The organism is Bradyrhizobium sp. UFLA03-84, assembly GCF_002289535.1.
In the GTDB taxonomy this organism is placed as follows: Bacteria; Pseudomonadota; Alphaproteobacteria; order Rhizobiales; family Xanthobacteraceae; genus Bradyrhizobium; species Bradyrhizobium viridifuturi.
In genome coordinates this window covers 450,850-473,645 of record NZ_NSJY01000003.1, presented here as the reverse complement: position 1 = coordinate 473,645, position 22,796 = coordinate 450,850, and the positions used below count along the sequence as shown (strand labels likewise).

Sequence of the window (22,796 nt, the reverse complement as noted above, 5' to 3'; positions counted from 1 at the left end):
GGTCAGAGTGACGCAGTGTTCGCAGTGCAACAGCTTGCGTGACATTGAGCGATGTTGCGCGGCTTTTCCCGCTCTGCTGGGATCACCGAAAGTCTTCATCCTTCGTGCAGCCAAGGTTCCGCATGCCGCGCCAGATCGACTACTATTTTTCACTGCAATCGCCCTGGGCCTATATCGGCCACGGGCCTTTCGTTCGACTCGTAAGCACTTACGATCTCAAGGTAAATTACCGTCCGGTGCTGCTGGTCGATCTGTTCTCGGAGACCGGCGGGCTGCCGCTCGCCAAGCGTCATCCGGTGCGGCAGCGCTACCGGCTGATCGAGTTGCAGCGCTGGCGAGACAAGCGCGGGCTGAATTTTCACCTGCAACCGGCCAACTGGCCGTTCAACGCGCGCCTTGCCGATGGTGTCGTGATCGCGGTGCTGGAGGCCGGGCTCGATCCCGAGCCGTTTCTGCAACGTGCCTATCCCGCAGTCTGGGAGCTTGAGCTCAACCTCGCCGATCCCGCAACACTGGTGAAACTCGCCGACGATGCAGGTTTGCCGGGCCGCCAGCTGGTGGAGCGCTCGGGCTCCGATGCGATCAGCGCGGCCTACGAGCAGAATCGCCAGAACGCATTGGACGCCGGCGTATTCGGCTCGCCCGGATATGTGCTCGATGGCGAGGTGTTCTGGGGACAGGACCGGATCGAATTGCTCGAGGACGCGTTGAAGTCGGGCCGCAAGCCCTATAGCTCTGTGGTGTAGGGGCAGCAATCAAGTTGAGGCGGAGCAAGCCATGCCCATCGCGATGTCGTTCTCGAAATTGTCCATCGCAGTTGCCGCCATACTGATCGCGAGCGGTGCGGCATTGGCGCAAACCGCGCCCGACACCGAGAACGGCCGCTACGCGCTGTCGCCGGCCGGCGATGGCTTCCTGCGGCTCGACACCCGCACCGGCGCGGTGTCGACCTGCACCAATTCCAGCGCCGGCTGGGCCTGCTACATGGTGCCGGACGAGCGCGCGGCGCTCGATGCCGAGATCGGGCGCCTGCAGTCCGACAATGACAGGCTGAAGGGCGAGCTTGCTGCGCGCGCACCATCGGCCAAGACCGACGAGGCGCTGCCGAAATCGGATTCGTTGAAGAAGCCGGATGCGAAGACCGCCGAAGGCGAGCGCAAGATCGAGATTCCGCTGCCGAGCGATCGCGACATGGATCGCATGATGTCGTTCGTGGAGCGGGCCTGGCGCCGGCTGATCGAGATGGCCAACCGCGTGCAGCGCGATGTCAATGGCGGCAAGATTTGATTTGGCTCTCTCCGCTGCGTCGTCCCGGCGAATGCCGGGACCCATAACCACCGAAGCGAATTGTCTACAAAGAATGTCCACTCCGAGTCTTCGAACTTGAGGGGCCGCGGAGTATGGGTCCCGGCCTTCGCCGGGACGACAGGTTGAAAGAGCTCAGATGACCTCACCGAGAACAATGTCGCGCTCGGCGCCATCCTCCGTCGCGGCAACCAGCATCGTCTCGTCGCGTCTGACGGTCGAAACGCAGGGCGCAGGCTTCACCGACATCACGCGCGAGGTGGCAAGATTCCTGCGCGAGGTGCGCGCGGGCGAGGGCGCGGTGACGCTGTTCATCCGCCATACCTCGGCCTCGCTGACGATCCAGGAGAATGCCGATCCGACCGTGCTGGCCGACCTGATGACGGCGCTCGACCGCGCCGCGCCCGAAGACGGCGGCTGGCGCCACGACACCGAGGGGCCCGATGACATGCCAGCGCATATCAAGACCATGCTGACGGCGACCTCGCTGCAAGTCCCGGTGCTCGATGGCGAGATGGCGCTCGGCACTTGGCAGGGCATCTATCTGATCGAGCATCGCGCCCGGCCGCACCGGCGCGAGATCGTGCTGCAATTCATCGGCGCCGCGCGCTGAAACGACATCGGCCGCGGATCGCTCCGCGGCCGATGCATTTTGACTGATCCGTCGACCGTCAGGTCTTGGTGATGTCGACGTCCTTGGTTTCCGGAATGAAGAGGGCGCCGACCACGACGGTGATCGCCGCGAAGATGATCGGATACCAAAGACCGGAGTAGATATCGCCGGTCGAGGCGGTGATCGCGAACGCGGTCGCCGGGAGCAGGCCGCCGAACCAGCCGTTGCCGATGTGGTAGGGCAGCGACATCGAGGTGTAGCGGATGCGGGTCGGGAACAGTTCGACCAGCATGGCTGCGATCGGGCCGTAGACCATGGTGACGTAGAGCACCAGGATGAACAGCAATCCGATGATCGAAGCCACCTGCGGACGGAAGATGTCGAACGGGTGCGACATCTTCACGATGCCTGCGTCACCTGCCTTCGGATAGCCCGCCGCCTGCACCGCCGCCGTGATCGCGGGGTTCGACGTCTTGGCGTCCGTGTAGGGCACCTCCTTGTCGTTGACCACGATCTTTACCGGCGAGCCGGCGGGGCCCGGCACGGTGGAGTACTTCACCGACGACTGGGCGAGGAAGGCGCGGGCGGTGTCGCAAGGCGCCGTGAAGACGCGGGTGCCGACCGGATTGAACAGGTCGCCGCAGCCCGCGGGATCCGCAACCACCTGCACCTTGACCGTCTCATAGGCCTTTTCCAGCGCCGGGTTGGCGTTGGTCGTGATCATCTTGAAGATCGGGAACAAGGTGAGCGCGCCGATCAGGCAGCCCGCCAGGATGATCGGCTTGCGGCCGATCCGATCCGACAGCGCGCCGAACACCAGGAAGAAGCCGGTGCCGAGCAGCAGCGCCCAGGCGATCAGGAGGTTGGCGGTATAGCCGTCGACCTTCAGGATCGCTTGCAGGAAGAACAGCGCGTAGAACTGGCCGGTGTACCAGATCACCGCCTGGCCCATGGTGAGGCCGAGCAGTGCGAGGATCACGATCTTGGCGTTGGCCCAGTTGCCGAAGGCTTCGGTCAGCGGCGCCTTGGAGGTCTTGCCCTCCTCCTTCATGCGCTGGAACACCGGCGATTCGTTCAACCGCATGCGGATCCAGACCGAGATGCCGAGCAGCAGCACCGACACCAGGAACGGAATGCGCCAGCCCCACTCGGCGAAATCCTTCTCGCCGGTGAAGGTGCGGGTGAACAGGATCACCAGCAGCGACAGGAACAGACCCAGCGTTGCCGTGGTCTGGATGAACGAGGTGTAGTAGCCGCGCCTGCCGGGCGGTGCGTGCTCGGCGACATAGGTCGCCGCACCGCCATATTCGCCGCCGAGCGCGAGGCCCTGCAACAGGCGGAGCGAGATCAGGATGATCGGCGCGGCGATGCCGATGGTCTTGGCGTTGGGCAAGAGGCCGACGATGAAGGTCGACAAGCCCATGATCAGGATGGTGACCAGGAAGGTGTACTTGCGGCCGACGATGTCGCCGACCCGGCCGAACACGATCGCGCCGAACGGGCGGACCAGGAAGCCTGCGGCGAAGGCCAGCAACGCGAAGATGTCGCGGGTCGCCGGCGGATAGTCGGAGAAGAACTGTGCGCCGATGATTCCGGCCAGTGAACCGTAGAGATAGAAATCATACCACTCGAACACGGTGCCGAGCGACGACGCGAGGATGACGAACCGCTCATCCTTCGTCATGCCGGCGGGCCGCGCCGAAGTTGCAGTCATTGTGGACATCTGGATTGCTCCCCCCGAACTATTGTTGCCATGCTCGCCCCCGGCTGGCGGGTTACGCTCAAATGAGCGTTAGGCTTAAGTTGAGGGTAACATCGCAGTGAAACCCGTCCCAATAAGACTTTTGGCTTTTGCACGCTTGAACTTATCCTGGGAGGCGAGCGCTGGATGGAACGCCCCCGCGTGCGTCTATTGCGGCGCACAAGCTGGGCGGGTTAACTGCGTTGGCATCTGGTATTTGCAAGCCCTTGCGTGATACTGCCGCGCGGGCGACAACCGAGCGTCGCGGGCTTGCCCGCTTGTGGGACTGAGATGACTGCTGCTGCCAATACTCATCTTGTCATCGCCGACGACCATCCGCTGTTCCGCGATGCGTTGCGCCAGGCGGTGTCGAGCGTCGTGAGTTCGGCCACGATCAGCGAGGCCGGATCGTTCGAGGACCTGACTGCGCTCTTGGAGCGGGACTCCGAGGTCGACCTGATCCTGCTCGACCTCAGCATGCCCGGGATCAGCGGCTTTTCCGGCCTGATCTATCTGCGCGCGCAATACCCGGCCATTCCGGTGGTTATAGTCTCGGCCAGCGACGATGCCGGAACCATCCGTCGCTCGCTCGACTTCGGTGCCTCCGGTTTCATTCCCAAGCGTTTCGGCGTCGAGACGCTGCGCGATGCCATCATGAAGGTGATGGAGGGCGACGTCTGGGTTCCGCCGGACACCGATCTGTCGGCCGCCGGCGATCCCGACATGACGCGGCTGCGCGACCGCCTGGTGACGCTGACCCCGCAGCAGGTGCGGGTGCTGATGATGCTGTCCGAAGGGCTGCTCAACAAGCAGATCGCCTACGAGCTCGGCGTCTCCGAAGCGACCATCAAGGCCCATGTCTCGGCCATTTTGCAGAAGCTCGGCGTCGAAAGCCGGACGCAGGCCGTGATCGCCGCCGCCAAGATCGCCGGTGGCCAATGGCGCCAGGGCACGCCGTCGAGCTGACCCCGGAGCGTCTTCGGTTCTGATCGAACCCAGAAGCCCTGGATTCTCGTTGACCCGTTCCCTTCACGTGAACCGGCGCCGACGTCGCTCGAAAATGCTCTAGCGGACCGGCGTGACGCGGTAGGCGCAGCGCCGCGCACCGGCGAGGATGTGATCGACGCGTTCGATCACGACATCGGGGCCCAGAACGGCGCGAAACACCGCAAGCTCCGAACGGCAAAGACCCTGGCAGGCCGCCGCCGCGGCGCAGATCGGACAGTGGTTCTCGATCAGAAGAAAGCCGTCCGCGCGCTTGAGCACACTCGCCATATAACCTTCCCGGCTGCGCAGGCGGGCCAGCGACGCCAGCCTCTGGCGCAGCGAGCCCTCCGTGCCGACCGCCGTGAGGTAGTCGGCGATGGCGGCGCGTTCCCGGTGCTCGATCAGCGTCTCCAGGCCGCGCTCGCCAAACACCTCGTGCATCGAGCGCAGCAGGTCGAGCGTGAGGTCGGAATGGCGGTCGGGGAAGCGCTCGTGACCGCGCGGCGTCAGCCGCCAGTACTTCCGCGGCCGCCCGCGGCCCTCCCGCTGGTTGTCGCTTTCGACGAGGCCGGCCGCCTCGAGCTTGACGAGGTGCTGGCGCGCGCCGGCCGACGTCATCTCGAGGCGCGCGCCGACCTCAGCGGCGGTCTGCGGGCCGCGCGTCTTCAACTGGAACAGGATGCGGTCCTGGGTTCGGGGGTCGTCTTGACTCATGGGAATATTTTAGAAACAAGATGCTATCTAAAATAACACGATTGCTATCGCAGGCAACTGCCGGAGCGTCGGTCCGGAAGGAGGCTTCCGACATGAAGCAGGCCGTGGTTCAGGGGTGGCGATCGCTGCTCAAGCGCGAATGGATTCCGACACTCGCCATCCTGCTCGGCGGCGTCCTGCTGCAATCCATGAACGTGCTGATGCTGACGACGGTGTTGCCTTCGATCGTCGGCGAGCTCGGCGGCGTCGCGATGCTGAGCTGGCCGACCACCGCCTATCTGGCTTCCTCCATTGTCGCGGCAAGCTGCGTCGGCGTGCTTTCGACCGCCTTCGGTGCGCGTCGGGTCTATTGTGGCGGGGTCGTGATCTTCGGCCTCGGCGCCGTGTTGTGTTCGCTAGCCCCGGCGATGGGGTGGATCGTGGCCGGCCGGCTGATCCAGGGATTTGGCGGTGGTTTGGAGGCCGCGGTGGCCTATGTGCTGGTGCGCGCCACCTTTCCCGAGCGTATGTGGTCGCGAACCATCGCCGTGATGTCGATGAGCTGGAGCATGTCGGTGCTGATCGGGCCGCTGGTCGGCGGACTGTTCGCGCATTTCGCCAGCTGGCGCGGCGCCTTTGTCGCGAGCGCCGTGAGCGCCGTCGTGCTCGCGATCGCAGCCTTTTTCGTCCTGTCGCCTGCCGCCGCGGCGAGGCCGACGTCTGCGGCGCGCATGCCGCTCGGCCGCGTCGCGCTGATCTGTCTTGCGATTGCCGCGACGTCGGTCACGTCTGCCGTGGGGTCGTCATGGCTGAAGCTCGGGCTGATCATCACCGCAATCCTGGCGTTTGTCGCGATGCTGCGGCTTGACCGCACCGCGCCCACGCGGCTGCTGCCGAGTGACGCATTCTCCTGGCGCAGCGGAACCGGCATCGGCCTCTGGGTCGCGCTGCTGCTCTGCGTCACCTTCAGCCCGCTCCAGATCTACGTGCCGATGTTCCTGCAGCAATTGCATGGCTTCGACCCGCTCTCGGCCGGATTTGCCGTTGCTTGTGCGTCGATGGGGTGGAGCGTGGCCTCGATCCTGACGGCCGGCGTCTCGAGCCGCTGGGCCGACCGTTTGATGCTGATCGGTCCGGCGATGATGGGAGCAAGCCTGATGGCAATCGCGCTGCTCGGTCCGAATGCGACGGCGTCCGTCGTGCTGCTGATTCCGGCCATCGCACTGCTGGGCGCAGGCATCGGGCAATGCTGGCCGCTGGTCGCGCATCGCATCATGGACAGCGCCAGGCCGGGCGACGAGGTGGTTGCGGCGTCATCGGTGCCTACCATCCAGCAGATGGGATTTGCATTCGGTGCCGCGATCGCCGGATTGGTCGCCAATGCCAGCGGACTGGCGGCGGCGGTTGCGGACGCGACGATGGAGCGCGCGGCGTTCTGGGTGCCGGCAAGCTTCGTCGCGTGGGCCATGCTCGCTTTTGTTGCGGGGCTGCGCCTGCGTGCCCTGCGCCGGCGCGGGTGAGCGCTTCGGAACAGGCGGAGATTACTCCGCCGCCACCATCTGCTGCGTCCGCCACTGCCCGAGCAGCGCGCGCAGCGAGGCCGGTTTGACCGGCTTGTTCAGCACGGCGATGTTTTCCTCGCGCGCGGCGGCGCGCACGGCCGGGCTGCGGTCGGCGGTGATCAGGATCGCCGGGATGTTGTCGCCGAAGCGGCGGCGGATCTCGCGGATTGCGGCGACGCCGGTGCCGCGGTCGAGGTGATAGTCGACCAGGACGCCGGTGACGCGGCCGCCGGCGGCCTCGATCGCGCTGATCGCGCCATCGGCATCGAGCACCGCGATCACCTCGGCGTCCCACGCCGTCAGCAGCGTCTTCATGCCGTCGAGAATGGCGGGATCGTTCTCGATGCAGACGATCAGCGAGCCGCTCATCGGCGTCTTCGACAGCGGGGTGGCGCTGGTGACGGCCGCGGTATGGTTGACGGCGGTCGCGACCGGCACGGTGACCGAGAACGCCGAGCCGCCGCTGACATTGGCCGAGATCGCGATGCGGTGGTTGAGCACGCGCGCCAGCCGCTCGACGATCGACAGTCCAAGGCCGAGGCCGCGGGCGATCCGGGCGCCCTGCTCGAGGCGATGGAACTCCTTGAAGATCTCGCCGCGCTTCTGCACCGGGATGCCGACGCCGGTGTCGAAGATGCTGATCTGGAGCGCGTCGCCGCGGCGGCGGCAGCCGATCAGCACGCGGCCGCGCGGGGTATATTTGATCGCGTTGGAGATGAAGTTCTGCAACAGCCGGCGCAGCAGCGAGCGGTCGGATTCGACCGGCAGCGAGCAGGCCACGAAGCGCAGATCGAGGCCCTTGTCGCGCGCGATCGGCATGAACTCGATCTCCAGCGAGCGCATCAGATCGGCCATCCGGAAGCTCGTGATCGCCGGCGTCATGGCGCCGGCATCGAGCCTGGAGATGTCGAGCAGCGCGCCCAGGATGTCCTCGATCGCCTCGAGCGAGTCGTCGATGTTCTCGACCAGCCGCGAATCCTCGCCGCCGTTCTGGCGCTCGACCAGGCTCGTGACATAGAGCCGCGCCGCGTTGAGCGGCTGCAGGATGTCGTGGCTGGCGGCCGCCAGGAAGCGCGTCTTGGAGGCGTTGGCGTCCTCCGCGATGCCCTTGGCGAGCGCGAGCTCCGAGTTCAGCCGGGTCAACTCCTCGGTGCGGTCGCGCACCCGCTTCTCCAGCGTTGCATTGGCGCGTTCCAGCGCCTCGGCGGCCTCGAAGCTCGGCGTGACGTCGGAGAAGGTGATGACGAGCCCACCGCCCGGCATCCGGTTGGCGCGCACCTCGATCACCAGATGGCGGTCGGTGAAGCGTTCCAGATAGGGCTCGCCCTCGGTGGTGTAGGCGCGCAGCCGCAGTTGCAGCAGGTTGTCGCTGTCGCCGGCCGGCGGCGGACTGATCGCGCCCATGAATTCGAGGATCTCGGGCAGGGGTATGCCGAGCTGCACCAGATGCGGCGGCAGGGCGAGCAGTTCGGAGAACTGGCGGTTGGAGCAGATCAGCTGCAGGTCGGCGTCGAACACCGCGATGCCCTGGCGGACGTGATTGAGCGCGGTCTGCAGGATTTCGCGGTTGAAATGCAGCGCGGCGTGGGAATCGTCGAGCAGTTTCAGCGCGGCCTTGGCCGACACCGTGCGCCGTTGCAGCAGCAGCGACATCACGAGGCGCGAGGACGCCGCCCCGATCGAGGAGGCGATCAGCCGCTCGGCGTGCTGCAACAGTTCGAAATCGGCCGGTGCCGCCGCCAGCAGCACGATGTTGCGGTCGACGGCGAACGAGGCGAACGCCTCGCGGGTGCGGTCGGGGCCGAGATATTGCCTCACCGTGCTCTCGATGTCCTGCACCGTCACCGTGGTGCGCCAGCGCCGGAAGCTCGGTGCGATCGGAGCCAGCGCATTGGGCACGAACACATCGGCCTGCAACAACTCGATCGAGGACGGTGCGCGCGCCAGCGAGAACAGCACGTAGGTGAGGATATTGAGCGCAAGGCTCCACAGCACGCCGTGCAGCAGCGGCGGCAAATCAGCGCCGAACAGCGCCTGCGGCCGCAGCGCCTCGATCCCGAACGGCCCATGCTGCAGCAGCATCAGGCCGGCGGTCGAATTCTCCAGGAAGCTCGGGATGAACAGCGTGTAGAGCCACATCGCGAAGCCGACCAGCATGCCCGCCATCGCGCCGCGCGCGGTGGCCCGGCGCCAGAACAGGCCGCCGAAGAAGGCCGGCGCGAGCTGGGTGATCGCGGCAAAGGACAACAGGCCGATCGCCACCAGCTGGGTGTTGCCGAGCGCGCGATAGTAGAAATACGCCATCACCATGATGGCGAAGATCGAGAAGCGGCGCGCCTTGAGCAGGAAATCGCCGAAATCCTTCTGGCCGATGCGGGCGTCGTCGCTGCGCGGCAGCACCAGCGGCAGCACGATGTCGTTGGAGACCATGATCGACAGCGCGACGCATTCGACGATCACCATCGCGGTCGCCGCCGACAGCCCGCCGACGAACACCGCAAGGCTCAGCAATTGCGCATTGCCCTCGATCGGCAGCGCCAGCACGAACATGTCGGCATCGACCGCGCCGAACGGGAAGATGACGAGGCCTGCGATCGCGATCGGGATCACGAACACGTTGATGGCGATGAGGTAGAGTGGGAATAGCCAGCGCGCCCTCGTGACTTCCGCGCCGGTCGAATTCTCGACCACGCTGACATGGAACTGGCGCGGCAGCAGCATGACCGCGCAGAACGACAGCAGCGTCATGATCAGGAAGTTGCCGATCGACGGCACATATTCGATCGCACGCACCGCCTCCGGCGTCTTCAGCGCGCGCTCGTAGAGTTCGACCGGGGAGAACATCCAGAAGGTGACGAAGGCGCCGGCGGCGATGAAGGCGACCAGCTTGACGATGGATTCGGCGGCGATTGCCAGGATCAGCCCGTGCTGGTGCTCGGTCGCGTCGGTGTGGCGGGTGCCGAACAGTACCGCGAACACCGCCATCGCCAGCGTCACCATCAGCGCAATGTCGCCGATCACGGGGATTTTCGAGAACGCCTGGTCCTCGCTCAGGATGGTTTCCAGAGACGAGGCCATCGCCTTGAGCTGCAGCGCGATGTAGGGCACCGAGCCGATGATCGCGATCAGCGCCACCGTCGCGGCGACCGCCTGGCTCTTGCCGTAGCGGGCGGCGATGAAGTCGGCGATCGAGGTGATGTTCTGCGACTTGGCGAGCGCAATCACGCGGCGGAGCAGCGGCGTGCACAGCCCGACCATCACGATCGGGCCGACATAGATCGCCAGGAAGTCGACGCTGGTGCGGGTGGCGAAGCCGACCGAGCCGAAGAAGGTCCAGGAGGTGCAGTAGATCGCCAGCGACAGCGGATAGATCCACTGGCTGGCGCGGCCGCGCTCGCCCGCCGACATCCGGTCGCCGCGGCTGGCAATGAAGAACAACAATCCGATGTAGGCGAACGCCGTGGCGATGACGCCCCAGTCGTGCAGCATCGCTGCTCATCTCCTGTCCCGGCCGCTGGGAGGGCCGGGTCGCAGGATTATAACGCAAAGGGCCGGCCATGCGATGCACGGCCGGCCCAAATTCGGGACCCGTAACGGATAGGGTTACTCGGCGGCCAGCGACTTCTGGTGCAGGGGCAGGCCGAGCCGGTCCCAGACCTGGAGCAGGGCTTCGGCCAGCCCATCGATCAGGCCGTCGTCATGGTAGGGCGAGGGGGTGATGCGCAGCCGCTCGGTGCCCTTGGCCACCGTCGGGTAGTTGATCGGCTGGATGTAGATGCCGTGCTCCTCGAGCAGCAGGTCGGAGGCCCGCTTGCACTTCTCGGGATCGCCGACGAACAGCGGCACGATATGGGTGTCGCTCGACATCACCGGCAGGCCGGCGGCGGTCAGGATCGCCTTGGTCCGTGCGGCGCGGTCCTGGTGGCGCTCGCGCTCCCAGCTCGAGGTCTTGAGATGGCGGATCGCGGCGGTCGCGGCCGAGCAGATCGCCGGCGGCAGCGCGGTCGTGAAGATGAAGCCCGGCGCGTAGGAACGCACCGCATCGATGACTTCGGCCTTGCCCGCGATGTAGCCGCCGAGGCACCCGAACGCCTTGGCGAGCGTGCCCTCGACGATATCGACCCGGTGCATCACGCCGTCGCGCTCGGCAATGCCGCCGCCGCGCGGGCCGTACATGCCGACCGCATGGACCTCGTCGACATAGGTCATGGCGCCGTATTTCTCGGCGAGATCGCAGATCTTGCCGAGCGGCGCGACGTCGCCGTCCATCGAATACAGGCTCTCGCAGACGATCAGCTTCGGCCGATCGGGACCGGCGGCGATCAGGAGCTCCTCGAGATGCGCGACGTCGTTGTGGCGGAAGATCTGGCGTTCGCAGCCGGCCTGGCGCACGCCTTCGATCATCGAATTGTGGTTCAGCGCGTCCGACAGGATCAGGCAGTTCGGGATCAGCTTGGCGAGCGTCGAGATGCCGGTCTGGTTCGAGACATAGCCCGAGGTGAACAGCAGCGAGGCTTGCTTGCCGTGCAGATCGGCGAGCTCCGCCTCGAGCGCCACCAGGGGATGATGGGTGCCGGCGATGTTGCGGGTGCCGCCGGCGCCGGTGCCGACCCGGGTCGCGGTCTCGACCATGGCGCCGACCACCTTGGGGTGCTGGCCCATGCCGAGATAGTCGTTGGAGCACCAGATCACGACGTTGCGGCTGCCCTTCGGCGAATGCCAGGTCGCGTGCGGGAAACGTCCCGCGATCCGTTCGAGGTCGGCGAACACCCGGTAGCGCCGCTCCTCATGCAGAAGATTGAGGGCGGAATTGAAGAACTGGCTGTAATCCATCGGCAAACCCAGAAAGCGGAACCTGACCGGAATGACTGCTTCTTCTTAGAGCTTTTCCAGCTCTAATGTCTATGCATTGGCCCACATCTGGGCATGCGTCGCAGTTGGGCAAATTGCCCTATCTGGCGATATTTGGTTTGATTTTGCTCAAATCGCCGGGGGCGGCCGCCCGCGGCGGGTTCAGGTCGTCTTGAAGCGCAGCATGCCGTCGCCTTGCATTTCGGCCGTCAGGCGGCCCTCGACCAGCATGTAGTTGACATGGGCGACCAGCTCGCCAGCGGCAAAGCCCATCTGGTGCTCGTCCAGCACGTGCTTGTGGAACACCACCGGCACCAGTTCCTTGGAGGTCTGCGGCACCTCGCGGCAGGCCTCGGCGATCAGCCGGCAGCGCTCCTCATGGTGATCGGCGAGCTGCTTGATCCGGGTCTTCAGCCCGTAGAACGGCACGCCGTGGCCGGGCAGCACCATCACGTCATAGGGCAAGGTCGTGGTCAGGCTCGCCAGCGAGGCCAGATATTCGCCGAGCGAGTTCTGCTCGGGCTCGACCGCCCAGACGCTGACATTGGGCGAGATCTTGCTCAGCACCTGGTCGGCGGAGAGGAACAGCTTGTCGGCGGCGCAATACAGCATCACCTGGTCGAGCGCGTGTCCGCCGCCGGTGATCACCTTGAAGCGCCTTGAGCCGATCACGACTTCGTCGCCATGGGTCAGGCGGTGATAGGACGGCGGCAGCACCGACACCCGCTTCAGATAGTCCTGGCCGCGGCCGAGCAGCTTTTCGGTGAGGTCCTCGTCCATGCCGTGGCGGCGGAAGAACAGCCGCTGCGCATTGCGCCGTTCCTCGGTGCCGCGGTTCTGGTGATAGACCGATTGCAGGTACTCGACCTGCGACATGAACAGCGGGCAGTTGAAGCGCTCGGTGATCCAGCCGGCGAGACCGACATGGTCGGGATGCGAGTGCGTCACGATCAGCCGCTTGACCTTGACGTGCTTCAGCGGTCCCTCGAACAGCGTGGTCCAGGCCGCGATCGATTCCTCGTTGCCGAAGCCGGCATCCACCATGGTCCAGCCGTCGCCGTCGGCGAGCAGATAGATGTTCACATGGTTGAGTCGGAACGGCAGCTTCAGCCGCGCCCACAGCACGCCGGGCGCCACCTCCACGACCTGGTCGTGGCCGGGGTGGTTCTCCCAGGGGTATCGCAATGCCTCCGCCGAGGAAGGCAGGCTGTCGGTCTTCTTGTCCATGCTACGGGCTTAGCGGGACATGGGCCGCCGCGCCAGCCGAAAATCAGATAGCCGTCCGGAGAAAAGGGTGCGGATGCGCCCGAATTCCGTAGCCCGGATCAAGCCGGGCTACGGATCGCACAGAGCCCTGCTAGGCGGCGCGGATGTTCGACAGGAAACCGTCGATCTCCGAGCGCAGCACGTCGGCCTCGCGGCGCAAGGCGTCGGAGGCGCTCAGCACCTCGCCGGCGGCGGCGCCGGCCTCGGCCGAGGCGGTCGAGACGCCGACGATGTTGCTCGACACCTCGCTGGTGCCGCCGGCAGCGTGCTGGATGTTGCGGGCGATCTCGCGGGTCGCCGCGCCCTGCTCCTCGACCGCGGCGGCGATCGCGGTGGTGACGTCGTTGATCTCGCCGATCGTGCTCGAGATGTTGCGGATCGCGGAGACCGCGGTCGTCGTCACCTCCTGCATGCTGACGATCTGCTGGCGGATCTCCTCGGTCGCTTTCGCGGTCTGGCTCGCCAGGTTCTTCACCTCGGAGGCGACCACGGCAAAGCCGCGGCCGGCTTCGCCCGCGCGCGCCGCCTCGATGGTGGCGTTGAGCGCCAAGAGGTTGGTCTGCGAGGCGATGGTCTGGATCAAATCGACCACGACGCTGATCCGCGCGGCGTTGTCGGCAAGGCCCTGCATCGTGCTGTCGGTGGCGCTGGCTTCTTCGACGGCCTTGCGGGCGATCTCGGCCGAGGTGACGACCTGGCGGCTGATCTCCTGGATCGAGGACGACAGCTCCTCGGTGCCGGCCGACACCGTCTGCACGTTGACCGAGGTCTCCTCGGCGGCCGAGGCCACCGCGTTGACCAATGCGCTCGACTGGTCGGCGGTCGCCGACATGCTCTGCGCGGTCGACTGCATCGAGTTTGCCGCGGTCTGCAGGCTGCCGAGCGCGTTGCGGACCGTCGATTCGAACGTCGTGATCTGGGTCTCCATGCGCGAGGCGCGCTCCGCCTTGGCGGAGCGGTCCTTGTTCTGGTTCTCGGTGAGCTCGCGGCTCTCGATCATGCTCTCGCGGAACACCTGCAGCGCGTCGGCCATCACGGCGATCTCGTCGCGCTGGCGGCTCTGCGGGATCTCGGTGTCGAGGTCGCCGTCGGACAACAGCTGCATCGAGCGCTGCAGGCCGCGGATGCGGCGCAGGATGTTGCGCCCGACATAGAGCCAGACGAACAGGAACGAGCCGACCAAGGTCAGCGCCCCGAGGCCGATCATGACGGTGGTCGCGAGCGAGATCTGCTGCCGCGCCTGGAAGGTCGAGGCGTCGGTCTCCTTCTGGACCGCATCGACCAGCTGCTGCACGCTGATGCCGAGCCCAACATTGAGCTTGCGGGTCTCCTCCAGGATGGTCTGGCCGTAATCGATCGAGTCGAGCTCCTTCTGGCGGACCTTGAACACGCCGGTCTTGCCTTCGCCGAGCACGAGCAGCTTCTGCGCGGTGTCGCGCACGGCGACGATCGCCGGATTGTTCGGCAGATCGTCGAGGTTCGACTTGATGCGTTCGCGGCCCTTCTTGAACTCCGCCTCGATCGCATCGAGCGTCTCGCTGGAATTGGCCGACAGCGCCGCGGTCATGTCGGCGGCCATCAGATTGCCGATGGACAGCACGTTGCTGATCTGCCCGACGGTGCGGGCCGCTTCGGTGGCATCGTCGGCGGAAACCTCGGCCGAGGCGAGAATGGCGTTGAGCCGGGTCTGCGCGTCGAGCATTGCGGGACCGGCTGCGGAGGCGAAGGCGCCTTGCGCCTTGCGCAGCGCGTTGTACTGCTTGTCGCGTAGCGCGCCGACCTCGAGCCGCTCGCGCGCCGCCGAGATCAGGCTCTTGGTCGCCTCGTCGGTGTTCTTGACGTTTTCCTGCAGCGCGCTGACGACGGATTTGTCGGCGCCGAGCTCGATGATCTCGCCAAGCTTGGCGTTGGTCTGCTGCGCGACCTCCTGCACTTTCTGGGTGCGCTCATTCAGCGCATCCTCGCTCTGCACGGCGAGCAGGCCGGGACCCTGGGCTGCCAGCGAGGCGCTCTGCGCGGAGAGCTGCAGGCTCGCGGCAAGCCGCGGAATGTCGCGGCCGGAGAGATCGCTCATGGTGCCGCCGAGCCGATGCAGCACGATGCCGGCCCCTGCGCTGATCACCAGCGCCATGGCTGCGATCACGGCGAATGCCGCGAACAGGCTGCCCCTGACGCCCATCTGCGGCAGGCGGATGCGCTTGAGATTGAGTTTGCCGAGCTTGAACCGAAACGCCATTGCCCCCGTACCCCCTGGCCCACTACTCTTGGATGTTTCCCCGGCGCGGGAGTATCGGTGCGGCGGGTTAACAAAATCGGGAAAATTGCGACGATCTGCTGGATTTTTAGGGCTTCCGCGCACCGGCTTGGTTCGCTGTGCGGAATCGATGCGCGCGATCGGACGCAAAAAGGCCGGCTTGCGCCGGCCTCTCCACTCTTGGTTGTGGTGTGTAACGTCAGTAGCGGCCGTAGGCGGGGCCGCCGAGGTTGCCGAGGTTGAAGCGGTAGTTGAGGCCCGCCTTCACGGTGTGCTCGTCATTGTGGAAGCTGCCGGCCGGCACCAGCGCGGCCGGCGCGGCGAAGCGGCTGTCGCCGAAGTCGTAGTACTGGTACTCGACCTTGGCCGACCAGTTCGGCGCGAACATGTATTCGGCGCCGCCGCCGATGGTCCAGCCGTTGCTGTGGTTGTCGGTGAGCGCAAAGCCGACCGGCGCGCCGCCGAGCGTCACCGTCTCGTTGTTGTCGGAATAGGCGTAGCCGCCCTTCACGTAGATCATGCCCGGGCCCCAGGTGTAGCCGACGCGGCCGGTGATCGAGCCGATGCCGCGCTGGTTGTTGTTGTAGGCGTAGCCACCCGGGAAGATCGCGTTAAGCTGGTGACCGCCGAGCCAGGAATACTGGCCTTCGACGCCGATCACCCACATCGGCGACAGCTGCCAGTCGTAGCCGGCCTGCACGCCGCCCATGAAGCGGGCATCGGAATTGGTCAGCGCGAGGCCGTTGAAGGCGTTGTTGCTGCCCGAGAACACGCCGCCGAGATGGCCGCCGAGATAGAAGCCGGTCCAGTTGTAGAGCGGTGCGGCGTAAACAGGCGCGGGCGCCTTCTGGTAATAGCCGCGGTTGAAGTCGGCGGCGTGAGCGGTCGCGCCAAAGGCAGCGAGGGCAGCCGCTGCGGCTGCGGTTGCGAGCAGGAACTTCTTCATAAGGCAGTCTCCGGACAAGTCATGAGGCGCAGCGTGAGTGGCGCCATCCATGGCCGAGGGGTTAGACCGCATTTGAATAAAATTTCTCACCGAAAGACGGCTTGGAGCGTTAAGTCGCACCCTTCGCAGCGAAACGTTTTGTTGTGCCTAACGAACGCTTAAAGCGGAGTGACGGAAGGCTTAACGCGCCGCGCACGGCGCGCGTCTCCCGTTAACCAAGCCGCATCGGCTCATCGGGACGCTGCTCAATCGAGCCGCCTGCGCACGTCGTCGCGGATCTGCTCGCGGAACGCTTCGCGGCGCGCGGCGCGTTCCTTGACCGGAACGTCGTGGCGATCGAACACGTCGAACTTCTCCAGGATCGGATAGTGCTCGCTCGCCATCGCCAGCACGCGCAGCAGGCCCGCGACCTTCGGGGTCGGACCGGTGACTTCCCACTTGCGGAGCTTTTCGGCCCCGCCGGCCGCCGGCAACCCGCACAGCTTCGCCATGTCCGCCGCCGTCAGCTTGCGGCCGAGCGCTTCGCCGAGATGGTCGCGCAATTTTCTTAGTTCTGGGCCGGTCACTCTCTCAGTCCGTTCCGCGATGGCAAATGTGAAGTGAGTCACATGCGGTGCTCGAGGCGCAGGCTATACGCCGCGCATGCGACGATTTCCAAAGGAAAACCACCATGCACGGCATCATCGAAAGCCTTAGCCCCGAGCACGGAGAGATCGATTGGAAATGGGTCGGCAGTGTGTTCGCGTTCTACGTCGTGCTGATGATCGGCGGGGCAGGTGCGCTGCTGGCGCACTGATGCGTGGCACGCGACCCGCCGCGTGCTTGTGACGACCATAGCTTGCGAAGATCCTGGTGCTGCCAGACAGGATTGAACTGTCGACCTCTCCATTACCAAGGGAGAGACCGATCTAATTGATCAGTGAAAGTTGATAAAAATCAAACGGTTGGAGATATAGCGAGGTTAATCGGAGGATCGAAAGCAGTCAAGTCAATAGGTTGCCGGTTACACCACGGTTACACGACCTCAAGACCTCACGTCCGACCCCGCCCGTATTGGGCTCTAGGAACCGCTAGGAAGCCCGCTGGTGCGTTCCAATGGGTGGGAGCTACCGAACCACCCCAATCAGAATGGCCAATCAGCAGCCGATTGAGCGAAGCACCGTTCATCTACATGAACGTATCGATCCGTTCATCTACATGAATGCAACCCATCGAACAGGATGTGGGGGCCGGGGGGTGTCCGAAGGGGCTTGAATAGCTGCCCAAAAGTATCGGGCAGAAATTTCTCTTACGTATACATATGGATACGCGAGAATACCCGATGATCTCTCGCGTTATTCTTGAGTGTTCTTAAGCGTACTTAAAGATACATAAGTTCAGATAAGGATTGTCTAGCATACGTACTTCTAATGTAAGGCTTATATTCTTTAGTTTGATTAGTGTATTTCTTTTCTTAATGTGAGAATTACATACGGATACATCGGGTATATCGCTGATGTATTCTAATATGGAGACCATCACGGATGTAATGTATCCATATGTACACTCGTTGATACGTATGGATACGTATCTAGGCCGAGCTAACCTAACCTAGTTCCATTCTTTCCCCATGATGCCAAGTCTACCTCTCTTAGGCGTAATGCTATCTCCACGGTCACTACGACCAATCGGCTGAGAGGTCTCGGCTATGTTCGTTACGTGTGCTTTCGAGATGGTAGCATTCTCCGCCTCAGTATGGACTTTGTGAACCAGAATAGTATTCGGATTGCCTTTGGTTGTCTTGATTTTAGTCATTGAAATTCCTTTGTTTTTGTTGGTTTCTGAAACCCCCTTTTCCTGCGGAAAAATCACCGGAATGGGGAAAGGTAAGGGGATCGATTTAAAACCCCTTGTTCCTGCATGAACCGAGGGTTTCGGAGGGGGTTGGTAGGTTGTTTTTCAACCTGGCCCGGAATGCGGGGTTCAAATCGGGCTTTTTCTTCAGTCCTACGGCCTTCCGGATGATAGGTTTTTCGAGATCGGTCGGCTCGTGGTCTAGGTAGAACCTGCCTGCTCTTTCCTTCATGAAAGACAGCTTCTTTCTAGATGCCGATAGCTGTCTTTGGCTCACCTCAAGCTGGATTGAGCCGTCCGGAAATACGCTCCCTTTCCGGCCTTGGATACTTCCGTTCCGGATTGATCGTCTAGATACCTCAAGCCGGTCGGCTATTAGCTCTAGGCTTTCGCCCCTGTCTGCTACGGGGTTGGCGAACAGGCTTGCAGTGAATTTCTGTTGCCGGTCGTGGGAGGGGTTGCCGTCGTCAAACCACTCCCTACAACGTTCCGAGCAAAACCAATCCGCGCAAATCCCGCGTCCCTCACAGTAGGTAAACCCGCATGAGTTACATTGCTTGATCGCAGGCAGCGTCACGTCATGACGCTACCCGCAATGGTACCGGTCTGACCGTGCTTATCTTTGTAGACGTGTTGGATTTCGATCTTGCTGTACAGTCTAGGGGTAGGAACTACAAAATCCCTAGCTCGTATCTTGCTGTTGCCTTTACCGGCAAACACTAGGTTGCTGCGCCGGAGATCGGTCTTATCGCCATTCGCATAGGCTACCCGCTCTCCAGCCGCATCCGTAATGATCCTAGCGACCGAGAGGCAGGACCGCTTAGGAACACAAATGCTGACAATGCCCTGATTGAGAGTCCACCGGGAGCTAACCCCCAAGGCCATCAGTTCGTTGTAATCTTCAAGGTAAAGCGTAGCAAAAGAGGTAGATTTTGAAAGTGGTACGTTGACGATTTCGTTCCCGTCATCGTCTATGTCATGCAATATTTGTAGTTTCATCCGTTTGTTTCAGTAGATTGTAGTCATCAATAGCTTTCTTAACTCGCTCAATCGTTGTGAATTTGCTTGTCAGCGCTCTTGGGACTGGTGTTTTTCCGAGAGGTTCGATTTTGAAGAAGTAATATTCGCGTTCTAGTACAATCTTGTACCCGCCATAATCGACACCGTGGAAGTAGGATTGGGTAGGAATACCATCGATCACAGTGCATTCTCACCGGTAGGAAGATGATCCATCAGCTTTTGAGCCAGCTTAGGTGCAATCCTCTTAAGGAATACGGGTTCGTTTCCATAGCGGCGAAAGAAACGCTCTACCTCTTCATCAGCTTGAATATCAGCTAGAGCAGCCTCTTCGGAGGAAGGGGCTTCTTTGTTTCTCATGTAGTGATCTGTATATTGTTTGTATCGTTCCATTGTTTTTCCTTATTGGTTGACTAGGTCTTTAGCCTAGCTTGCCTACAAGTATGACATACTTTGATAGGTAAGTCAATACAAACGTGTGTAATATCAATGATTTAGGAGGATATCGTGGCGCTAGATGCAGGTAAGAAGGGCGTCCAATGGAAGCCGGTCAAGATTTCCAGTCTCAGTGACCGGGCCGGAAAGCTGTATGACCGCTACACCGAAGCACTTGCTAAGACTAAGGAACTATCTAGCGAACTAAAGGAACAACTTAGAACGGATTGGAACACCGCGTACCCGGAAGGGAGAGACGGAAAGGTATGTTCCTTCAACGTCATGGGTGACAAAATCCAATACACGTGGACGGACAAGACCAAGGTCAAGGCCAAGACTGTCGATGAAGATGACGGGGATGACGTTTTCTCAAACCCTTAGGGGCAGTAAGCCCGAAGGCGGATCAGCCTGAGGCAGTAAGTCCGAAGAAGCGGCCGAACATGTTCTCGAAACATGACAAGGACAACAAAGAGGGGGCCTAACAGCCCCCTTTAGTTTTGGCTGAAAGTCTAAGCCCCTTAGACTCTCTGGTTGTGGAGGGGGACGGCCGCACGCTTGGATTCTGTGATCGAGAACTCTAACGTGCCGCACATTCCCTTGATTCTTTGGTGTTTTGATGAGTGATGACTTCAAAAGCCTTGTGAACGGCCTTTACGATCTCCTGCTGCCCGTGACGGATGCAGAGTTGCGCAAGCGCGCCGTGAAGTCGGCGCTCGTGATGCTCGGTGAGGATCCGGGATTTGTCGAGCAGAAGCAGCAGCCGAAGGGCGGCGGAAGCAGCTCAGCACATCACGCTGATGACGATGGAGGTGCCGATCACAATGCGAAGGCTGCTCGCTGGATGGAGCGAAATAAGATCAGCGCCGAGCAGATCGGGCATGTTTTCCATGTCGACGGCGAAACGGTCGAAATCATCGCCGACAAGATACCGGGCGCGAAGCAAGGCGAGAAGGTAATTAACACATATGTCCTAGTGGGCATCCGCGAACTGTTCCGAACGGGCGAGCCTCGTTTCGCTGACGAGCTTGCCCGCACAGAATGCGAGCGTATGGGTACGCACGGGAAGACTAATCACGCGACCTACCTCAAAACGCCGGGCAAGGCGCTGACCGGTTCTGTAAAGGCTGGCTGGACGTTGACTGTACCGGGTCTGACCGCCGGTGCTGAACTTGTGAAAGAGCTAGCTGGTGAGTCTTGATCCCAGCAAGCTGCTAGCGGCGATCCCAGCCGGTCTTCGCGATCCTCTGCTCGAAACGTATCGGGAGATCGCCTCGAATTTCGCAGAACATCGCTGGTCGCCCTCTGAGCTCGAAGGCGGCAAGTTTTGCGAGGTCGTGTACTGGATTTGCCACGGCTTTATCACCGGGGCTTACGTCGCTGCGCCAACTAAGCCATCGAACATGCGGCGCGACTGCCAAACACTGGAGGGAAAACCAGACACCGGCAAACCTGGCGATCGTAGCCTCCGAATCCTCATCCCGCGCTTGTTGCCAGTGCTGTACGAAATCAGGAACAATCGTGGCGTCGGTCATGTCGGAGGCGACGTTAACCCGAACCTTATGGACGCTAGCGCCGTCTACTCGATGGCGAGCTGGACACTGGCCGAACTGGTAAGGATATTTCACAACGTCAAAACCGACCAAGCAGAAGCTGCGGTCAACGGACTAGTCGAACGAAAGACGCCGCTCATTTGGTCGGTGGGAACCGCGAGGCGTGTCCTAGATGCCGACATGACAGCATCGGACCAAACGCTTCTTCTGTTGCATCAGGCGACAGGCTGGATGTCAGAGGCCGATCTGCTCAATTCAATCGAATATAGCAATCCGAGCGTTTACCGCGCCGGTGTGCTCGCTTCACTGCATAAGGCGCGCAAGATAGAATACGACAGGACAGGAAAGCGCGCTCACATTTCACCGACGGGAAGTGATTACGTTGAAAAAACGCTGATAGGTCCCCGAATGGCGTTGAAAAAGTGAGGTCCTAAGAGCCTTACTCGGCTGCATTGGCCTTTCGCTTTGTCTTGATCTCATTTGAAGCATCGATAGCTGGGAAGGAAATAACTCGCCCTTCCGGTGAGTTGGTCACCCATACCAACTGCCCCTCAAACGTTAGCGGTTCTCTTTCAGCCTCAACCTGTGCAAGCGTCTTGCCTAGATGATACTCATCAAGCTTGTCTTGGATTAGTTTCAATGCTGCCGTTCTATAGATGGCGTTCGTGCCGTTGCCTTTGTGGCCTAGCATTAGTTCGCACTCTGCCACGGTAAGCATCTGATCGAACCTAGAGTTTGCCTCCCTTCGGAGATCACGGAATTGCAGCCGCTCGCCGCGCTTGTCGGCAGTGATCTTCGCTCGCGTGAGAACGTCGTCAAAGGCTTGCTCGAATGCATCCTTAGTCATCGGGAAGACTGCATCACTAGGCTGCACGGAAAACTCACCGTGGATCGCTTTAAGCTGGTGCGGCAGACGGGACGCATGCAGCATTGCTCTCACTGACATGACGATAGTACGGCCATCGTACTCCGATACGTGATCGGTCTTGCTCTTTCTGATCTCGATACGCCGGTTCACAACGTCTAGGTCTTCCCAAGTCAGATTGAAGATTTCATCTAACCGCATGCCGGTCTCAACCGTGAGGTAGATCGCGAGAGGGATGTATGTCCGATTGAGGCCAAGGCATTTCTTGCAAGCTTCAATCAGCCGCTCTAGCTCGCCTTCTTCCAAGCGACGACTACGCTGGCGTTTGCTCCCTTTGATCCTGTTGACCTTGCCTGCAAACGGATTGGTGAGGTTGTCGTAACCCCACTGCTCTCGCGCGGTCTCAAAGACGTGGTGAAGCACTACCATCTCGCGCTTAACTGTGCTGGCCTTGATAGGCTTGGCCGTCTTCCAGTTACCTTGCGGACCTCTCCAAGTATCCCTCAATCGCTTGGCACGGTAGGCGTAGGCGTCTTCCCTCGCGAAGGATGCCAGTGACTTGCCTTTCGCAAACACCTTGAACCGTTCAAGCGTGTACGTCTCGCTTTCGTTGGTCTTGGTTGGCGTGATCTCGTTGAGATAGCGATCAACGATTGCCTCGACCGGCGTATCCGCCAGCTTGTCTATCCCGATGGGGATGCCGGTGAGGTCAATGCTGCGCTCTTGCTCGCGCGCCCATCGCTCACCGTCATCCTTGATGACAAACGCCTTGGTCAGCGTGCGGTGGCCCTTGCGCTTGACGATGAAGCGGTGCGGTCGCGGATTGCCCTTGAGGTATTGATAGCCTGCCATGGTGCGTCCCTCAGACAGAAAGCCGA

The 22,796-nt window shown here is 62.2% G+C and carries 21 protein-coding genes; 9 read left to right on the top strand and 12 right to left on the bottom strand.

The features are described from left to right. Positions 1-122: 122 nt before the first annotated feature. From CK489_RS02240 to CK489_RS02230, 3 genes are all read left to right on the top strand, one after another. Positions 123-746: a 2-hydroxychromene-2-carboxylate isomerase gene (locus CK489_RS02240; RefSeq protein WP_095731125.1), complete on the top strand. Its 624-nt coding sequence runs from the start codon at positions 123-125 to the stop codon at positions 744-746. A 31-nt stretch (positions 747-777) separates the two neighbouring features. Continuing rightward, complete coding sequence (locus CK489_RS02235; RefSeq protein ID WP_095731124.1) at positions 778-1,287, top strand: hypothetical protein; 510 nt, start codon at positions 778-780, stop codon at positions 1,285-1,287. Between the two features lie 157 nt (positions 1,288-1,444). Continuing rightward, on the top strand, positions 1,445-1,918 hold the full coding sequence (locus CK489_RS02230) for a secondary thiamine-phosphate synthase enzyme YjbQ (RefSeq protein ID WP_095731123.1): 474 nt from the start codon (positions 1,445-1,447) through the stop codon (positions 1,916-1,918). 58 nt (positions 1,919-1,976) lie between these two features. On the opposite strand, the gene CK489_RS02225 is transcribed toward CK489_RS02230, so the two are convergent. Then, on the bottom strand, positions 1,977-3,641 hold the full coding sequence (locus tag CK489_RS02225; RefSeq protein ID WP_050630074.1) for an MFS transporter: 1,665 nt from the start codon (positions 3,639-3,641) through the stop codon (positions 1,977-1,979). Positions 3,642-3,950: 309 nt separating this feature from the next. Here CK489_RS02225 and CK489_RS02220 point away from each other — a divergent pair, with 309 nt between their 5' ends. Continuing rightward, positions 3,951-4,625, top strand: coding sequence for a response regulator (locus CK489_RS02220; RefSeq protein ID WP_050630075.1), 675 nt, complete (start codon positions 3,951-3,953; stop codon positions 4,623-4,625). A gap of 99 nt (positions 4,626-4,724) precedes the next feature. Here the strand turns inward: CK489_RS02220 and CK489_RS02215 are convergent, their stop codons facing one another. Continuing rightward, on the bottom strand, positions 4,725-5,360 hold the full coding sequence (locus CK489_RS02215; RefSeq protein ID WP_095731122.1) for a helix-turn-helix transcriptional regulator: 636 nt from the start codon (positions 5,358-5,360) through the stop codon (positions 4,725-4,727). A gap of 92 nt (positions 5,361-5,452) precedes the next feature. On the opposite strand from CK489_RS02215, the gene CK489_RS02210 reads away from it, so the two are divergent. Continuing rightward, complete coding sequence (locus CK489_RS02210; RefSeq protein ID WP_158226396.1) at positions 5,453-6,859, top strand: MFS transporter; 1,407 nt, start codon at positions 5,453-5,455, stop codon at positions 6,857-6,859. Between the two features lie 21 nt (positions 6,860-6,880). On the opposite strand, the gene CK489_RS02205 is transcribed toward CK489_RS02210, so the two are convergent. The 6 genes from CK489_RS02205 to CK489_RS02180 all read right to left on the bottom strand — a co-directional run bounded on the left by CK489_RS02205 (position 6,881) and on the right by CK489_RS02180 (position 16,784). Continuing rightward, positions 6,881-10,390, bottom strand: a complete 3,510-nt coding sequence (locus tag CK489_RS02205; protein ID WP_095731120.1) for a PAS domain-containing hybrid sensor histidine kinase/response regulator — start codon at positions 10,388-10,390, stop codon at positions 6,881-6,883. A 114-nt stretch (positions 10,391-10,504) separates the two neighbouring features. Continuing rightward, positions 10,505-11,734, bottom strand: a complete 1,230-nt coding sequence (hemA, locus tag CK489_RS02200; RefSeq protein WP_095731119.1) for a 5-aminolevulinate synthase — start codon at positions 11,732-11,734, stop codon at positions 10,505-10,507. A gap of 180 nt (positions 11,735-11,914) precedes the next feature. Further along, complete coding sequence (locus tag CK489_RS02195; protein WP_095731118.1) at positions 11,915-12,979, bottom strand: MBL fold metallo-hydrolase; 1,065 nt, start codon at positions 12,977-12,979, stop codon at positions 11,915-11,917. 130 nt (positions 12,980-13,109) lie between these two features. Then, positions 13,110-15,254 (bottom strand): methyl-accepting chemotaxis protein, encoded by a 2,145-nt coding sequence (locus tag CK489_RS02190; RefSeq protein WP_095731117.1) that lies wholly within the window; start codon positions 15,252-15,254, stop codon positions 13,110-13,112. Between the two features lie 217 nt (positions 15,255-15,471). Then, entirely contained in the window at positions 15,472-16,218 is a 747-nt protein-coding gene (locus CK489_RS02185; protein ID WP_095731116.1) for an outer membrane protein, read from the bottom strand. A gap of 245 nt (positions 16,219-16,463) precedes the next feature. Then, positions 16,464-16,784 (bottom strand): hypothetical protein, encoded by a 321-nt coding sequence (locus tag CK489_RS02180; RefSeq protein ID WP_095731115.1) that lies wholly within the window; start codon positions 16,782-16,784, stop codon positions 16,464-16,466. Positions 16,785-16,888: 104 nt separating this feature from the next. On the opposite strand from CK489_RS02180, the gene CK489_RS42570 reads away from it, so the two are divergent. Next, entirely contained in the window at positions 16,889-17,014 is a 126-nt protein-coding gene (locus CK489_RS42570; protein ID WP_283807239.1) for a hypothetical protein, read from the top strand. A gap of 1,610 nt (positions 17,015-18,624) precedes the next feature. Here the strand turns inward: CK489_RS42570 and CK489_RS02170 are convergent. The 3 genes from CK489_RS02170 to CK489_RS40505 are packed head-to-tail and all read right to left on the bottom strand — an operon-like array spanning position 18,625 to position 19,461. After that, on the bottom strand, positions 18,625-19,050 hold the full coding sequence (locus tag CK489_RS02170; RefSeq protein ID WP_095731113.1) for a hypothetical protein: 426 nt from the start codon (positions 19,048-19,050) through the stop codon (positions 18,625-18,627). Next, positions 19,028-19,252, bottom strand: a complete 225-nt coding sequence (locus CK489_RS40510) for a hypothetical protein (RefSeq protein ID WP_143278075.1) — start codon at positions 19,250-19,252, stop codon at positions 19,028-19,030. Before CK489_RS40510 ends, CK489_RS02170 begins: the two co-directional genes overlap by 23 nt. Continuing rightward, entirely contained in the window at positions 19,249-19,461 is a 213-nt protein-coding gene (locus CK489_RS40505; RefSeq protein ID WP_143278074.1) for a hypothetical protein, read from the bottom strand. The genes CK489_RS40510 and CK489_RS40505 overlap by 4 nt, the downstream gene beginning before the upstream one ends. A 114-nt stretch (positions 19,462-19,575) precedes the next feature. On the opposite strand from CK489_RS40505, the gene CK489_RS02165 reads away from it, so the two are divergent. The 3 genes from CK489_RS02165 (at position 19,576) to CK489_RS02155 (ending at position 21,479) form a co-directional block, all read left to right on the top strand. Beyond that, positions 19,576-19,884 (top strand): hypothetical protein, encoded by a 309-nt coding sequence (locus tag CK489_RS02165; RefSeq protein ID WP_095731112.1) that lies wholly within the window; start codon positions 19,576-19,578, stop codon positions 19,882-19,884. 235 nt (positions 19,885-20,119) lie between these two features. Beyond that, positions 20,120-20,701, top strand: coding sequence for a hypothetical protein (locus CK489_RS02160; RefSeq protein ID WP_095731111.1), 582 nt, complete (start codon positions 20,120-20,122; stop codon positions 20,699-20,701). Then, the gene (locus tag CK489_RS02155) at positions 20,691-21,479 is read left to right on the top strand and encodes a hypothetical protein (RefSeq protein WP_095731110.1); all 789 of its coding nucleotides are present in this window, start codon (positions 20,691-20,693) and stop codon (positions 21,477-21,479) included. The genes CK489_RS02160 and CK489_RS02155 overlap by 11 nt, the downstream gene beginning before the upstream one ends. 13 nt (positions 21,480-21,492) lie before the next feature. Here CK489_RS02155 and CK489_RS02150 read toward each other — a convergent pair whose 3' ends face one another. Beyond that, positions 21,493-22,770 carry a tyrosine-type recombinase/integrase gene (locus CK489_RS02150; protein WP_143278073.1) on the bottom strand — a complete coding sequence of 426 codons (1,278 nt, stop codon included), beginning with the start codon at positions 22,768-22,770 and terminating at the stop codon, positions 21,493-21,495. Between the last annotated feature and the right edge of the window lie 26 nt (positions 22,771-22,796).

What these genes read in the sequence shown, in the direction of transcription:
- CK489_RS02240 (WP_095731125.1), top strand. Translation starts at nt 123, where the DNA reads ATGCCGCGCCAGATCGACTACTATTTTTCACTGCAATCGCCCTGGGCC.
- CK489_RS40505 (WP_143278074.1), bottom strand. Translation starts at nt 19,461, where the DNA reads ATGGAACGATACAAACAATATACAGATCACTACATGAGAAACAAAGAA.
- CK489_RS02190 (WP_095731117.1), bottom strand. Translation starts at nt 15,254, where the DNA reads ATGGCGTTTCGGTTCAAGCTCGGCAAACTCAATCTCAAGCGCATCCGC.
- CK489_RS02170 (WP_095731113.1), bottom strand. Translation starts at nt 19,050, where the DNA reads ATGAAACTACAAATATTGCATGACATAGACGATGACGGGAACGAAATC.
- hemA (WP_095731119.1), bottom strand. Translation starts at nt 11,734, where the DNA reads ATGGATTACAGCCAGTTCTTCAATTCCGCCCTCAATCTTCTGCATGAG.
- CK489_RS02160 (WP_095731111.1), top strand. Translation starts at nt 20,120, where the DNA reads ATGAGTGATGACTTCAAAAGCCTTGTGAACGGCCTTTACGATCTCCTG.
- CK489_RS02195 (WP_095731118.1), bottom strand. Translation starts at nt 12,979, where the DNA reads ATGGACAAGAAGACCGACAGCCTGCCTTCCTCGGCGGAGGCATTGCGA.
- CK489_RS02230 (WP_095731123.1), top strand. Translation starts at nt 1,445, where the DNA reads ATGACCTCACCGAGAACAATGTCGCGCTCGGCGCCATCCTCCGTCGCG.
- CK489_RS02205 (WP_095731120.1), bottom strand. Translation starts at nt 10,390, where the DNA reads ATGCTGCACGACTGGGGCGTCATCGCCACGGCGTTCGCCTACATCGGA.
- CK489_RS02235 (WP_095731124.1), top strand. Translation starts at nt 778, where the DNA reads ATGCCCATCGCGATGTCGTTCTCGAAATTGTCCATCGCAGTTGCCGCC.
- CK489_RS42570 (WP_283807239.1), top strand. Translation starts at nt 16,889, where the DNA reads ATGCACGGCATCATCGAAAGCCTTAGCCCCGAGCACGGAGAGATCGAT.
- CK489_RS02220 (WP_050630075.1), top strand. Translation starts at nt 3,951, where the DNA reads ATGACTGCTGCTGCCAATACTCATCTTGTCATCGCCGACGACCATCCG.
- CK489_RS02210 (WP_158226396.1), top strand. Translation starts at nt 5,453, where the DNA reads ATGAAGCAGGCCGTGGTTCAGGGGTGGCGATCGCTGCTCAAGCGCGAA.
- CK489_RS02150 (WP_143278073.1), bottom strand. Translation starts at nt 22,770, where the DNA reads ATGGCAGGCTATCAATACCTCAAGGGCAATCCGCGACCGCACCGCTTC.
- CK489_RS02185 (WP_095731116.1), bottom strand. Translation starts at nt 16,218, where the DNA reads ATGAAGAAGTTCCTGCTCGCAACCGCAGCCGCAGCGGCTGCCCTCGCT.
- CK489_RS02215 (WP_095731122.1), bottom strand. Translation starts at nt 5,360, where the DNA reads ATGAGTCAAGACGACCCCCGAACCCAGGACCGCATCCTGTTCCAGTTG.
- CK489_RS02225 (WP_050630074.1), bottom strand. Translation starts at nt 3,641, where the DNA reads ATGTCCACAATGACTGCAACTTCGGCGCGGCCCGCCGGCATGACGAAG.